This window comes from uncultured Parasphingorhabdus sp. (assembly GCF_963975735.1).
Classification (GTDB): Bacteria; Pseudomonadota; Alphaproteobacteria; order Sphingomonadales; family Sphingomonadaceae; genus Parasphingorhabdus.
In genome coordinates this window covers 75527-89306 of sequence record NZ_CAXBIA010000008.1, presented here as the reverse complement: position 1 = coordinate 89306, position 13780 = coordinate 75527, and the positions used below count along the sequence as shown (strand labels likewise).

The 13780-nt window shown below is 59.0% G+C and carries 16 protein-coding genes; 12 read left to right on the top strand and 4 right to left on the bottom strand.

The window, feature by feature from the left end; translation table 11 throughout:
- Positions 1 to 296 precede the first annotated feature (296 nt).
- On the top strand, positions 297 to 1223 hold the full coding sequence (locus AACZ86_RS10525; protein WP_339692216.1) for an NlpC/P60 family protein: 927 nt from the start codon (positions 297 to 299) through the stop codon (positions 1221 to 1223).
- A gap of 8 nt (positions 1224 to 1231) precedes the next feature.
- A complete protein-coding gene (argC, locus tag AACZ86_RS10520; protein WP_339692215.1) occupies positions 1232 to 2161 on the top strand; it encodes an N-acetyl-gamma-glutamyl-phosphate reductase in 930 nt (309 codons plus the stop codon).
- A 9-nt stretch (positions 2162 to 2170) separates the two neighbouring features.
- Here the strand turns inward: argC and lepB are convergent, their stop codons facing one another.
- From lepB to pyrE, 4 genes are all read right to left on the bottom strand, one after another.
- Positions 2171 to 3043: a signal peptidase I gene (gene lepB, locus AACZ86_RS10515; protein ID WP_339692214.1), complete on the bottom strand. Its 873-nt coding sequence runs from the start codon at positions 3041 to 3043 to the stop codon at positions 2171 to 2173.
- Between the two features lie 42 nt (positions 3044 to 3085).
- Entirely contained in the window at positions 3086 to 3487 is a 402-nt protein-coding gene (gene acpS / locus AACZ86_RS10510) for a holo-ACP synthase (protein WP_339692213.1), read from the bottom strand.
- Positions 3488 to 3614: 127 nt separating this feature from the next.
- Entirely contained in the window at positions 3615 to 4349 is a 735-nt protein-coding gene (locus AACZ86_RS10505) for a pyridoxine 5'-phosphate synthase (RefSeq protein ID WP_339692212.1), read from the bottom strand.
- Positions 4346 to 4939 carry an orotate phosphoribosyltransferase gene (pyrE, locus tag AACZ86_RS10500; RefSeq protein WP_339692211.1) on the bottom strand — a complete coding sequence of 198 codons (594 nt, stop codon included), beginning with the start codon at positions 4937 to 4939 and terminating at the stop codon, positions 4346 to 4348. The genes AACZ86_RS10505 and pyrE overlap by 4 nt, the downstream gene beginning before the upstream one ends.
- Before the next feature lie 250 nt (positions 4940 to 5189).
- Between pyrE and coxB the strand changes: the two genes are divergently transcribed.
- From coxB to AACZ86_RS10450, 10 genes are read left to right on the top strand one after another with little or no spacing between them, the layout of a single operon-like run.
- Complete coding sequence (coxB, locus tag AACZ86_RS10495) at positions 5190 to 6203, top strand: cytochrome c oxidase subunit II (RefSeq protein WP_339692210.1); 1014 nt, start codon at positions 5190 to 5192, stop codon at positions 6201 to 6203.
- A gap of 11 nt (positions 6204 to 6214) precedes the next feature.
- Positions 6215 to 7876 carry a cytochrome c oxidase subunit I gene (gene ctaD, locus AACZ86_RS10490; RefSeq protein ID WP_339692209.1) on the top strand — a complete coding sequence of 554 codons (1662 nt, stop codon included), beginning with the start codon at positions 6215 to 6217 and terminating at the stop codon, positions 7874 to 7876.
- 32 nt (positions 7877 to 7908) lie between these two features.
- Positions 7909 to 8814, top strand: a complete 906-nt coding sequence (locus AACZ86_RS10485; RefSeq protein WP_339692208.1) for a heme o synthase — start codon at positions 7909 to 7911, stop codon at positions 8812 to 8814.
- The gene (locus AACZ86_RS10480; RefSeq protein ID WP_339692207.1) at positions 8811 to 8972 is read left to right on the top strand and encodes a hypothetical protein; all 162 of its coding nucleotides are present in this window, start codon (positions 8811 to 8813) and stop codon (positions 8970 to 8972) included. Before AACZ86_RS10485 ends, AACZ86_RS10480 begins: the two co-directional genes overlap by 4 nt.
- The gene (locus AACZ86_RS10475) at positions 8972 to 9559 is read left to right on the top strand and encodes a cytochrome c oxidase assembly protein (protein ID WP_339692206.1); all 588 of its coding nucleotides are present in this window, start codon (positions 8972 to 8974) and stop codon (positions 9557 to 9559) included. Before AACZ86_RS10480 ends, AACZ86_RS10475 begins: the two co-directional genes overlap by 1 nt.
- Positions 9560 to 9590: 31 nt before the next feature.
- Positions 9591 to 10451 (top strand): cytochrome c oxidase subunit 3, encoded by an 861-nt coding sequence (locus tag AACZ86_RS10470; protein WP_339692205.1) that lies wholly within the window; start codon positions 9591 to 9593, stop codon positions 10449 to 10451.
- Between the two features lie 9 nt (positions 10452 to 10460).
- Positions 10461 to 10853, top strand: a complete 393-nt coding sequence (locus AACZ86_RS10465) for a DUF983 domain-containing protein (RefSeq protein WP_339692204.1) — start codon at positions 10461 to 10463, stop codon at positions 10851 to 10853.
- On the top strand, positions 10850 to 11455 hold the full coding sequence (locus AACZ86_RS10460) for an SURF1 family protein (RefSeq protein WP_339692203.1): 606 nt from the start codon (positions 10850 to 10852) through the stop codon (positions 11453 to 11455). Before AACZ86_RS10465 ends, AACZ86_RS10460 begins: the two co-directional genes overlap by 4 nt.
- A 12-nt stretch (positions 11456 to 11467) precedes the next feature.
- Positions 11468 to 12871, top strand: a complete 1404-nt coding sequence (gene thrC / locus AACZ86_RS10455) for a threonine synthase (RefSeq protein WP_339692202.1) — start codon at positions 11468 to 11470, stop codon at positions 12869 to 12871.
- Positions 12864 to 13748, top strand: a complete 885-nt coding sequence (locus AACZ86_RS10450; protein ID WP_339692201.1) for a class I SAM-dependent methyltransferase — start codon at positions 12864 to 12866, stop codon at positions 13746 to 13748. The genes thrC and AACZ86_RS10450 overlap by 8 nt, the downstream gene beginning before the upstream one ends.
- The last annotated feature ends 32 nt before the right edge of the window (positions 13749 to 13780 follow it).

Below are 13780 nucleotides of genomic sequence, written 5' to 3'. Positions count from 1 at the left end.
ACCGAAAGGCGAGAAAAAGACTTATGTGAAACCGTGAGGCGATCCACCTGTCCGAAGTTCACGCAAAGACCGGCGCGCTGCTGACCAGCCTCTTCCGGGCTTTCTGATACCCCCGGACGCCGGATTTCTCCGGGGCGGGATGCAGCAATTCAAGCCCGCACAACCGCCCTAAAGCGACACCGCTTGATTAAACGCCCTTAGGTCGTCTAAAGGCCGTCGATTGTCATCGCTTTGCAACAGGGCTCATAAGCCGCAGAGCTATGGACATTTTTATCGCAATTGGGATTTCTATACGCATGGACATGGAAACTGCAGAGACTGGCGCGCACACGAAATTCGTGCTGAATGGTCCGGAAGGGGATTTTGATCCCCGGATTACCGCGCATCGCGGGGACCTCGCGGATGTCGCGCTGGCCGGCAAATTGTTCGCGCCGCATTATGCCGCGGCAATGCCGATGCGTTGCTCCGCGCCGAAGGCGATGCTCCGCAAGCAGCCCGGCAAGGATCATGAAGCGATTTCCGAATTGCTGCACGGCGAGGATTTCCACGTGCTGGATATCGCCGGTGACTGGGCCTGGGGCTATTGCGGCTATGACAATTATGTCGGCTATGTGCCGGTCCATGCGCTGCAGCATCAGAAGAAGACCCCCGAGCCGACCCATTTGATTTTCGCCCGCGCGGCGCTGATCTTCATTGAGCCGGATTTCAAGTCGGGTGTGATGAAGCGGCTGCCGATGGGCGCGCGGATCGCCTGCGGCGAAGCCAGCGAATGTGGCAATTTCCTGAAGACCGGCAAGGGCTATGTCCATGTCCGCCATGTCCAGCCGATTGGCACCAAGGTCGTGTTTGACGGCAGCAACGGCACCGCCGCGCTGGCCGAGCAGCTGATCGGCGCGCCCTATCTCTGGGGTGGCCGCAGCGGTGACGGTCTCGACTGTTCGGGTCTGATCCAGATGATATTGATGCTGACCGGCATTGCCGCACCGCGCGACACCGATCAGCAGATGGCGGCACTGGGTGAGGATATCGCCGAGGGCGAGGATTTGCGGCGCGGCGATCTGGTGTTCTTCCCGGATCATGTCGGCCTGATGATCGACAAGGACCGGACCATCCATTCCACGTCCCATGCCATGCAGGTGGTGATCGAGCCCTTGGCCGACATAGTCGCCCGCTTTGCCAAGATATCCGAGCAGCCGATACTGGCTCGCAAACGGCTTTCCTGAGACTGAAGATGACGCAGACAATATTTATCGACGGTGCCGTGGGCACCACCGGACTGGAAATCGCCGAACGGCTCTCCGGACGGAGCGAATTCGAGCTGGTCCAGCTGCCCGAAGACAAGCGCAAAGACGTGGGTGCGCGGCGCGAAGCGATCAACGACAGCGATTTTGTCATCCTGTGCCTGCCCGACGAGGCGGCGATCGAAGCGGTCTCGCTGATCGACAATGAAACGACGCGGGTGATCGATGCCTCGACGGCGCACCGGACTGCCGATGGCTGGGCTTACGGCTTTGCCGAATTCCGCGATGGCCAGCGCGAAGCGATTGCGGGTGCGCGCTTTGTCTCCAATCCCGGCTGCTATCCTACCGGCTTTCTGGCGCTGATCGCGCCGCTGATCGCAAAAGGGCGGCTGCCAGCCGACTGGCCATATGTCATGAACGCGGTGTCCGGCTATTCCGGCGGTGGCAAGGCGCTGATCGAGCGCTTTGCGGACGAGCCCGATCTCGGTTTCCGCGCTTATGGCCTGAATTTTGACCATAAGCATCTGCCGGAAATGAAGGCTTATGCGGGTCTGGCCCACGACGTGATCTTTGCGCCGTCGGTGATCCGTGCCTTTCGCGGGATGCTGGTCGACGTGCCGCTGCATCTCGGCGCCATCGGATCGGTGCGGGCAGAACAGCTATTGGAAGATCTGAGTTCCTTCTACGCCGGTTCGAAAATCGTTTCGGTGCAGGGCAGGGGCGATTTGTCGGAACTGTTGATCAGCGAAAATGATGCTCCGACCGACAAGCTGGAGCTGTTTGCCTGTGGCAATGCCGAGGGCTATCACGCCCGCCTGATCGCCCGGCTGGACAATCTCGGCAAGGGTGCCTCGGGCGCAGCGGTGCAGAATCTCAATATCATGGCCGGTCTCGACGAAACCGCCGGACTGCGGCTCTAGACCTTTCACTTATTTGGTGGCTGTTACCGCCTTGTCGGGGCGAAGGCTGGTGCCGGCGCGTCCGCTGCGGAAGGCACCCCACCAGCTGAGCGGGTTCCACGTCGTGCTGCCGTCGAGCGAGAAGGTGATGAATTCCGCGCGGCCACCGATATTTTCCCACGGGATCGGTCCGTCAAGACCACCATCGCGCATCGATACCCGGCTGTCAGCGCTGAGATCGCGATTGTCGCCCATCACGAAAACCTCTCCTTCCGGGACGATGATCGGCGAAAAATCGTCGGTCCGTTTCGGGCCGAGATCGATGATGTCATAGGAAACGCCGTTGGGAAGCGTCTCGCGCAGGATCGGGAGATTGCACACCGGCTCGCCACTGCTATTGGCGCCCTGTAATCCGGGGAACTCCGGTCCGCAGGGTGAATTGGCATCGATCGGTACTTGCAGATCGGGCTGGAATTCCTGCTGGACCGGGCTGCCGTTGAGGAAAATCTGTCCGCCGCGCAGCTCCACCGTGTCGCCGGGCAGGCCGATAACCCGCTTGATCCAGTCGGCGCTGGCGTCTTTTGGCGTCAGGATCACAATGTCACCGCGCTCCGGCAGGCTGCCGAACAGACGGCCTTCCATGCGCGGCAATATGTGGAAGGTTGGCGATACCCATGACCAGCCATAGGCATATTTGCTGACGATCAGCCGGTCGCCGACCAGCAGGCCCGGCATCATCGATACCGAGGGAATATAGAAAGGCTTGGCGATCAGGCTGTGGAAGGCCAGAACCGCCAGCAACAGCACGCCGATGCTCTTGATCTCGCCAAACCAGTCGACCTTTTCTTTTTCTTTTTCCGGTTTCTTGGTGGACCCGCTGTCAGCGGCATTTTCTAAAGCCATATTTTTATCTTCGGTTTCCTGGTCCATGGGGGAGCGCATCTCTTATAGCGGATGGGCTTCAATGATCACGAATGCCTGTGCCCATGGATGATCGTCGGTGAGTGTGAGATGAACAATCGCTTCATATCCCGCCGGTGTTAACGCGTCGAGCCGTTTTTTCGCGCCTCCGGTCAGGGCGAGCGTCGGCGCTCCGCTTTTCGCATTGACGACGCCGATGTCCTTCATGAAGACACCGGCCCGAAAACCGGTGCCGACGGCTTTGGAATAAGCCTCCTTGGCGGCGAAGCGTTTGGCGTAGGTTCCGGCAATAGTATGCGGTCGCCGTGCCGCCTTGGCCCGTTCGAGCTCGGTGAAGACGCGCAGTTCGAAGCGCTCGCCAAAACGGTCGAGCGAATTCTGGATCCGCTCGATATTGCAGAGGTCTGAGCCGAGGCCGATGATCATATCTTTTCCTCCCTGCAGTAAAGCTGCGGGGAGGTGGCGCCGAAGGCGACGGAGGGGCACCCCTCCACCACCCTTCGGGCGGTCCCCCTCCCCGTCTGCGACAGGGAGGAAAAAAATTGTCTATTGCTCATCGCGCTTCATCCATCAGCGCGCGCATCTGTCTTATGCTGCCGTCGAGGCCGCTGAAAATCGCTTCGCCGATCAGGAAATGGCCGATGTTGAGCTCGGCAAGCTGCGGGATTGCGGCGATCGGTATGACATTGTCGAAGGTCAGGCCGTGGCCGGCATGGGGTTCGATACCGTTTTTCGCCGCGAGAGCCGCTGCGTCTGCGATCCGGCGGAGTTCGGTTTCGCGCTCCGGACCGGCAAGTTCGGCATAACGGCCGGTGTGAAATTCGACCACCGGAGCGCCGAGGCGGATAGCGGCCTCGATCTGGCGCGGCTCGGGTTCGATAAACAGGCTGACGCGGATATTGGCTTCTTTCAGCTGTCCGACAAAATCGGCGAGCTTATTGTGCATGCCCGCAGCATCGAGCCCGCCTTCGGTCGTCCGCTCCTCGCGGTTTTCCGGGACGATGCAGGCGGCGTGCGGCTTGTGGCGCAGCGCGATTTGCAGCATCTCGTCGGTCGCCGCCATTTCCAGATTGAGCGGGATGGTCAGCTTGTCCATCAGCACGGTCAGATCGTCATCGCGGATATGGCGCCGGTCTTCGCGCAAATGGGCGGTTATGCCATCGGCGCCGGCTGCGGCGGCAACCAGCGCAGCGCGCACCGGCTCGGGATGGTCGCCGCCGCGCGCGTTGCGGATCGTGGCAACATGATCGATATTGACGCCCAGTCTCAGCGGGTTGCCTGTGTTCACGCCGCGGATGGCTCCGCCCGGCTGCCCGGCTTGGTCGGGGGTATGGCAGCCAGATCGGCGGGAATCTCGTCAGCGGCATAAGAGGGCACATCCAGCGCGACCAGCGGGAAGAAGGGCACGTCGAATTGGGCGGCCCCGTTGGAACGGTCGATCAGCGCACCGGCGGCGATCACCTCGCCTCCGGCGTTGCGGATGGCCTGAATGGCTTCGCGCGACGACAGGCCGGTGGTGACGACATCTTCCATCATCAAGACTTTCTGGCCCGGTTCGAGGCGGAACCCACGGCGCAATTCGAAAATACCTTCGGGACGTTCGAGAAACAGCGCGTCAAGACCAAGCGCCCGGCCCATTTCATGGCCGATGATCACGCCGCCCATGGCGGGCGAGACGACGATATCGATCGAACGCCTGATATTCTGGGGAATTTTCGCCGCGAGGGCATCTGCCATCCGCGAGGCGCGGGCCGGGTTCATCAGCAATCGCGCGCATTGTAAATAGCGGCTGCTATGGCGGCCTGAGGAAAGGACGAAATGGCCCTGCAGCAGTGCATCACAGCTCCGGAATTCCGCTAAAATCTCTTCTTCTGTCAATGTTTTGTCCCTGCCTGATTTTCGCCTTTCTTCCCAAATGGCCATATTGGCACCGCATTGCCAGAAAAATTAAAGTCAAAAAACTGAAAAAATATCTAATCGGTAGCTTGAGGCTTGCGGCAACCATGCCTATAAGCCGCCCCAATCGGACTATTCCAGGCCGGGCTCGCTGATTCCAAAAGTCGTGCCATTGCCGGAAAACTACCGAAACTTGGGGTAAGATAGGGTTGAGCGATTTATGACTCATTTTTTGAAAGCTTGGATTCTGGCCATCGGCCTGATTCTCACGCCGGCTGCATTGTCGGCGCAGGAAGCATTGCCGGAAGCGCCAGTCGTAAATCCGGCAGCGGCCAGTGAACTGGAAGCAGCAGACGTACCGGCAGCGGTGGAAGCGCCTGCATCCGGACTTGATCCTGCTCTCTATACCCCGATGAAGCCGACGCCAGGCATCGGTATGCCGGTCGATGGCGGTATTGATTTCCAGGAGCAGTTCAGCGAAACCGGTCAAACCGCTCACTGGATCAACAATGTAATTCTGGTGCCGATGATGGTTGGTGTCAGTCTGCTTGTTCTGTTTCTTCTGTTCTGGGTCGTTTTCCGTTTCCGTCGTAAAGCCAATCCCGAGCCGTCGAAAACCACGCATAATACGTTCATCGAAATCATCTGGACGGTTATTCCCGTTCTTATCCTGGTGGTGATCGCCGTCCCGTCGATCAGCCTGCTCGCCGAGCAGTTTGAACCGGCGCCGGAAGATGCGCTGACCGTGAAAGTCACCGGCTACCAGTGGTATTGGGGCTATAGCTATCCCGACAATGGCGATTTCGAAGTTATTTCCAACATGCTTTCCGTAGAAGAAGCAGCAGCGCGCGGCGAACCGCACCAGTTGGCCGCCGACAACCGTATGGTTATTCCGGTGGGCAAGCCGGTCAAGTTGCTGATTACTGCAGCGGACGTTATCCATAGCTTCGCCATTCCTTCGGCCTGGTTCAAGCTGGATGCGGTACCGGGGCGGATCAACGAAAAGGTCCTGCAGATCGATCGCGAAGGCGTTTATTACGGCCAGTGCTCGGAACTTTGCGGCGCGCGCCACGGCTTCATGCCGATCACGGTCGAAGTCCTTTCCGAAGAAAAATTCAACAACTGGGTTCGTGCCAATGGCGGCACGGTGAAGGGCGAGGCAGAAGAGCCTGTCGTGACCGAAACCGCCGCCAATGACGCGACTTCCGAAACTGCGCCTGCCGATGCAGCCGCTGCGACCAACTGAGGGTTAGAGCAATGACAACTATCACAGCAGATGGCCATATCGACGATCACGCGCATGACGCGGATCACAAGCCGGCCTTTTTCCAGCGCTGGTTCATGTCGACCAACCACAAGGACATCGGCACACTCTATCTGATCTTCGCGATTGTCGCGGGTATTATCGGTGGCGGTATTTCCGGTCTGATGCGGCTCGAACTTGCCGAGCCCGGCATTCAATATCTGCAGGCCTGGGCAAGCATGTCCAACGGCACCGAGGCTTCGATGGATCAGGCCTATCACCTCTGGAACGTGCTGATCACGGCGCACGGCCTGATCATGGTCTTCTTCATGGTCATGCCGGCGATGATCGGCGGCTTCGGCAACTGGTTCGTGCCGCTGATGATCGGCGCTCCGGACATGGCCTTCCCGCGGATGAACAATGTCAGCTTCTGGCTGCTTGTCCCCGCGCTGCTTCTGCTTCTCGGATCATCCTTTGTCCCTGGCGGTACTGGCAATGGTGCCGGCACAGGCTGGACCGTCTATGCGCCGCTGTCGACGTCAGGCTCGATCGGGCCTGCGGTGGACATGGCGATCCTCTCGCTTCACTTGGCGGGTGCTTCGTCGATTCTTGGCGCTATCAACTTCATCACGACCATCTTCAATATGCGCGCGCCGGGCATGACCCTGCACAAAATGCCGCTGTTTGTCTGGTCGGTTCTGGTTACCGCATTCCTGCTGCTTCTCGCGCTTCCCGTGCTGGCTGCTGCAATCACGATGCTGTTGACCGACCGTAACTTCGGTACGGCTTTCTATGATGCCGCCGGTGGCGGTGATCCGGTGCTGTACCAGCATCTGTTCTGGTTCTTCGGACATCCCGAAGTCTATATCATGATCTTGCCCGGTTTCGGCATGGTGAGCCATATTATCTCGACCTTCAGCCGCAAGCCTATCTTCGGCTATCTCGGCATGGCTTATGCTATGGTTGCCATCGGTGTCGTCGGCTTTGTGGTCTGGGCGCACCATATGTTTACCACCGGCATGTCGGTTAACGTAAAAATGTACTTTACCGCAGCGACCATGGTGATCGCGGTGCCGACCGGCATCAAGATCTTCTCGTGGATCGCGACCATGTGGGGCGGTTCGATGACCTTCAAGACACCGATGATGTGGGCGCTTGGCTTCATCTTCATGTTCACCGTTGGCGGTGTGACCGGTGTTGTGCTGGCCAACGGCGGCATTGATGACAACCTTCACGATACATATTATGTGGTTGCCCACTTCCACTATGTGCTGTCGCTGGGCGCTGTCTTCTCGATCTTCGCCGGCTTCTATTACTGGTTCCCGAAAATGTCGGGCCGGATGTACAGCGAATTGCTGGGGCAGCTCCACTTCTGGATCTTCTTCATCGGCGTGAACATCCTGTTCTTCCCGCAGCATTTCCTCGGACAGCAAGGCATGCCACGTCGCTATGCCGACTATCCGGAGCAGTTTGCTTACTGGAACCAGATCAGCTCGCTCGGCTATGCCGTGATGCTGGTTGGCGTGTTGATCTTCTTCGTGAATATCGCTTACGCCTTGATGGCTGGCCGTAAAGTGGAAGGCAATTACTGGGGCGAAGGCGCAACGACGCTGGAATGGACATTGTCCAGCCCGCCGCCTTTCCACCAATTCGAAACCCTTCCCCAGATCAAGTGATCTGAGGGCGAGGCGAAAGCTGGGAACAAGAAATGACCACCGCGTCACACACGATACAAGGCCTGGCCAGCGCAAAGGATCTCTTTGCGCTGACCAAGCCGCGCGTGATGTCTCTGGTCATTTTTACGGCGCTTTGCGGTTTGCTGGCGGCACCGGGATCGATCCACCCGGTGATCGGCTTTACCGCGATCCTCGCGATCAGCCTGGGAGCAGGGGCTTCGGCCGCGCTCAACCAGTGGTATGAATCCGATATCGACGCGATCATGAAACGGACCAGCCAGCGTCCGCTGCCCGCTGGCCGGATGGACCGGGAAACGGCGCTGCATTTCGGCATCGGACTGTCGGTCTTCTCGGTTCTGCTGATGGGAGTCGCGGTCAACTGGTTCAGCGCGATATTTCTCGCCTTCTCGATCTTCTTCTACGCTGTCGTCTACACCATCTGGCTGAAGCGCAGCACACCGCAAAATATCGTGATCGGCGGCGCTGCCGGTGCATTCCCGCCAGCGATCGGCTGGGCTGCGGTGACCGGCGATATGACGGTGATGCCGTTTCTGCTATTTGCAATTATTTTCTTCTGGACGCCGCCGCATTTCTGGGCGCTCGCGCTGTTCATGAACAGCGATTATTCCAAAGCCGGCGTACCGATGATGCCGGTGGTCGCCGGTCAGCGGTCGACCCGCAACCAGATTTTCGGCTATAGCCTGATACTGGCCGCGGTCGCGATTGCGCCTTTCGCCCTCGGGCTGGCCGGTTCGGTCTATGGTGTCGCGGCGATCGTGCTGAGCCTGGTATTTAGCGTGCTGTCCCTGCAGGTCGCCCGCAGCAAGACGACCAGGCCGGATGAAATGGCAGCGGAAAAGCGCCTGTTCAAATTTTCGATTCTTTACCTGTTCGCGCTGTTCGCAGCGCTTGTAGCTGACCGGATGATATTCGCATGAGCGAGATTGATAATAGCAAAGCTCCGATGAGCCCTGAAGAGCAGAAAATTTATCAGGCACGGCAGAAGCACCGGGCGGTCATTCTGGCTGGGCTGCTGTTCTTCCTGGTCATATTATTCTATTTTATCACCATCGTTAAAATCAGCGGCGGCGCCTGATGACGACCGTTAAAACCTCCCTTTCCGGCAGGAACCGTCGCAGCGCCATGATGGCCGGTGCAATGGGTCTCGGTATGCTCGGCCTCGGCTTCGCTGCCGTGCCGCTCTACGAGGTGTTCTGCCGCGTGACCGGCTATGCCGGTACCACCCAGCGGGTTGGCGAAGCGCAGGCCGCAACGGTTCAGGCGACCAATCGGGTGATGTCGGTCCGTTTCGATTCCAACGTCAATTCCGCGCTGCCCTGGTCGTTCAAGCCGGAGCAGGCGGTTGACCATGTCACCGTCGGTGCCCGCGACATGGCGATTTTTATAGCGACCAATAATAGCGACCAGCCGGTCGTCGGTACCGCGACCTTCAACGTGACGCCGCTGCTGGCCGGTCAATATTTCAACAAGGTCCAGTGCTTCTGCTTCAGCGAGCAATTGCTGAAACCGGGCCAGACGATGCGGATGCCGGTGCTTTATTATGTCGATCCGGCGATTCTGGATGATCCGGAAACAAAAGATATCAAGGAAATCACGCTCAGCTATACTTTTTATCGTTCGACGGACGAGCAGGCAGTAGACGCCGCTACCGGCGATAGCTAAGAGAAATTCAAGTCAAGGTTAGGGAAATAATATGGCCGGTGCCAAAAATCATGATTATCACATATTGCCGCCAGACATCTGGCCGCTGGTTGGATCGTTTTCCGCGTTTGTCATGGCAATCGGCGGCATTCGCTGGATGCACGACATGGCATTCGGCGCGCTTGTTTTCTACGTCGGCTTTGCTGCCGTCGGACTGACCTTCTTCGCCTGGTGGTCCAATGTGATCAAGGAAGCCCATGCGGGCGACCACACACCGGTGGTTCAGCTTCACCTGCGCTACGGCATGATCCTGTTCATTGCCTCGGAAGTCATGTTCTTCGTCGGCTGGTTCTGGGCATGGTTTGATTTCGCACTTTTCCCTCAGCCGCTTGAAATGGTTGACGGCATTGTCACCAATTATATCGGTCAGGACGGCGCAGCCGCGCTGCTGCAATGGCCGCCAAAGGGCATCGAAGTGCTCAACGCCTTTGAACTGCCGCTGCTCAACACGATGATCCTGTTGTGCTCCGGTACCACCGTCACCTGGGCGCACCATTCGCTGATCCATGGCGACCGGAAAGGTTTGAAGACCGGCCTGTGGCTGACGATCATTCTGGGTGTCTTGTTCTCGGCCATTCAGGCTTATGAATATAGCGTTGCGCCATTCCCGTTTGCAGGTCTCAACTATAGCTCGGCTTTCTACATGGCGACCGGGTTCCACGGCTTCCACGTTCTCGTCGGCACGATCTTCCTGATCGTCTGTCTGGCGCGGGTGTACAAGGGCCACTTCACCCCGCAACAGCATTTCGGCTTTGAAGCAGCGGCCTGGTATTGGCATTTCGTCGATGTCGTATGGTTGTTCCTGTTCATCGTCGTCTACGTCTGGGGCGGCTGGGGCGCACCGGTTCACTAGGCCAGCGCGTTGACCGAAAACCAAAATCTAAAAGGGCAGCCGGATGTTCTTCCTGCTGCCCTTTTTGGTCTCTGCCCCCGTTGCGGGCAGAAGACGCTCTTTGCCAATGCGATAAAATTCTCCAACAAATGCCGGAGCTGCGGGCTGGACTTCAGCCAGTATAATGTCGGCGATGGTCCGGCGGCTTTTCTGACATTGATTGTCGGCGCGATCATCCTCGGTCTGGCTTTGGCCGTCGAGGCCAATTTCCATCCCCCCTTCTGGATCCATCTGTTGCTCTGGGTGCCGCTGACCGTCGGCGCGGTCGTCGGTGCGCTCAGGGTATCAAAAGGGATATTGCTGATACTGGAACATCGTAACCAGGCCCGCGAAGGCAGTATCGACAAACGCGACGGCGAATGACCAAGCGTCTGCCGATATTGGGGACGATCCTTGTCCTGATCGCTGTGGTAACCATGGCCGGTCTTGGCATCTGGCAGTTACAGCGGGCGCAATGGAAGAATGACCTGCTGGCGACCTATGCCGCAGCATCGGATATGCCGGCGATTGCCTATCCCGCCGTGCCCAGCGCCGAGGACGCACCCTATTTCCGCAAATCCACCGTCAATTGTCTCGCCGTCACCGGCTGGCGCTCGACCAGCGGTCGCAATGCATCCGGCCAATCCGGCTGGGCCCATATTGCCCAGTGCCGCACCGCCGGTGCCGAAGGCCCGGGCGCGCAAGTCGTTGCCGGCTGGTCCAGTCGCCCGGATGATCCGGACTGGCAGGGCGGCATCGTCAACGGGATTATCGCGCCGGACAGCCAGTATATCATCCGTCTGGTGGCCAGCGAACCGGTGGCCGGATTGCAGAAAAGCCAGCCGCCGGCGCTGGAAGATGTTCCGAACAACCACCTGTCTTATGCGGTCCAGTGGTTCCTCTTTGCCGGCATCGCGCTGATCATCTTTCTGCTCGCGCTGCGCGGTCGCAACAAGAGCGTTGCCCAATCCGGCAACTTGTCCTAACCCGCTCGCACCATGGATTATATCTCTACCAGAGGCGCCGCGTCGCCATTGAATTTCGAACAAGTAACCCTGGCCGGACTGGCTGGTGACGGCGGACTCTATATACCGGAATCCTGGCCCTCGTTCAGCGCTGACGAGATCGCCGCGATGGCGGGTCTTTCCTATGTCGAAACCGCGGTTCGGGTGATGCTGCCCTTCGTCGGCGATGCGCTCGACGAAGCGGAGCTGCGCGATATTTGCGAACAGGCCTATGGCCGCTTCTCCCACGCGGCGGTGACACCGCTGGTTCAGCTCGACGGGCGGCAATGGCTGCTCGAACTGTTCCACGGTCCGACACTGGCGTTCAAGGACGTAGCGCTGCAATTGCTCGGGCTGTTGTTCGAGAAATTTCTTGCCCGGCAGGACAAACATCTGACGGTCGTGGGTGCCACTTCCGGAGATACCGGTTCGGCCGCGATCGATGCGCTGGCTGGCCGCGACAAGGTCGATATCTTCATGATCCATCCCGATGGGCGGATATCCGATGTCCAGCGTCGGCAGATGACCACGGTCCTTGCACCGAATGTCTATAATATCGCGATCGACGGCAGTTTCGATGATGCCCAGGCGATGGTCAAGCGGATGTTCGCCGACCAGGAAGTGACCAACCGCTTTTCGATCTCGGCGGTCAACTCGATCAACTGGGCGCGGCTGATGGCGCAGGTTGTCTATTATTTTTACGCCGCCAGCCAATTGGGCGCACCGCATCGCAAGATCGCTTTCTCGGTGCCGACGGGCAATTTCGGGGATGTCTTTGCCGGCTATGTCGCGTCGCAAATGGGACTGCCGATCGAGCGGCTGATCGTGGCGACCAACGTTAATGATATTCTCCACCGCGCGCTCAGCGCCGGCGACTATTCCACCGGCACCGTGACTCCGACAGCGGCCCCTTCGATGGATATTCAGGTCAGCAGCAATTTCGAGCGACTGTTGTTCGATCTGGAAGGCCGTGACGGGGGCAAGACGGCGGCCCGCATGGCGGCCTTTGAGCAGAGCCACAATATGCAGCTGGAACCCGCCATGCGGGAAAAAGCAGCGTCTATTTTCACCAGCCACCGTGTCGATCCGGATGACATGTCGCTGGCAATGCGCTGGGCGCAGGACAGTGCCGGTCATGTGATCGATCCGCACAGCGCCATCGGCCTGTCGGCGGCGCAACATGTCGATCTCGATCCATCGGTGCCCGTGGTAACGCTGGCGACCGCCCATCCGGCGAAGTTCCGCGATGCAGTAGAGCGAGCCACGGGCATCCGCCCGGCCTTGCCGCGCCGCGTCGGTGATCTGTTCGACCGTGAGGAGAAATATACCAAGCTCCCCGGCACATATGATGCGGTGAAACAATTCGTCATGTCCAACGCCACGCCGACCGATGGCTGAATCCAGTTCCACCCCGATCTTGATGATCAGCGACCCGCGCAGCGACTATGCGCTGGTCGATTCCGGCCACGGTCGCAAGCTGGAGCGTTACGGGAAATATCATTTCATCCGCCCGGAACCGCAGGCGATGTGGGAGCCGGCCAACGATGACTGGCAGGCCGATGGCGAATTTATTCCTGCGTCCGACGAGGATGGCGGGGGCCGCTGGCATCTGAACGCCAATGTTCCGGAAGAGGGGTGGCAGATGGAGTGGGAGGAAGTCAGCTTTACCGCCCAGTGCACGCCGTTCCGGCATCTCGCCTATTTTCCCGATATGGATCCGGTCTGGCGCTGGTTCCGCGGCAATTTGCAGACGCTCGAATCGCCGCAGATGATGAATCTCTTCGGCTATACCGGTGTCGGCACGCTGGCGCTATCGGCAGCCGGCGCCAATCTGGTGCATGTCGATGCATCGAAGAAATCGGTGACCGCAGCGCGCGACAATGCTGCCCTGTCGGGAATGACCGATCGTCCGATCCGCTGGATCATTGATGATGCCGCCAAATTTGCCGCCCGCGAAGTCAGGCGGGAACGGCGTTATGACGCGATCCTGATGGATCCTCCGAAATATGGTCGCGGCCCCGATGGCGAAATCTGGCGGCTCGAAGAACATCTGGCCGGGCTGGTCGAGGATTGCGGAAAGCTGCTCGATGGCGACAGTCGCTGTATGTTTCTGACCGTCTATGCCGTGCGCATGTCGGCGCTGGCGCTTGGCTCGCTGCTCAACGAAAAACTGGCCCATCTCGGCGGGACCGTCGAGGTCGGTGAACTGGCGGTTCGCGAAGAGGCGCGGGGCCTGCTTTTGCCGACCGCGATATTCGCGCGCTGGTCCGCCTGACTTGCCATTTAACCGGAACAAGATCAGAGATT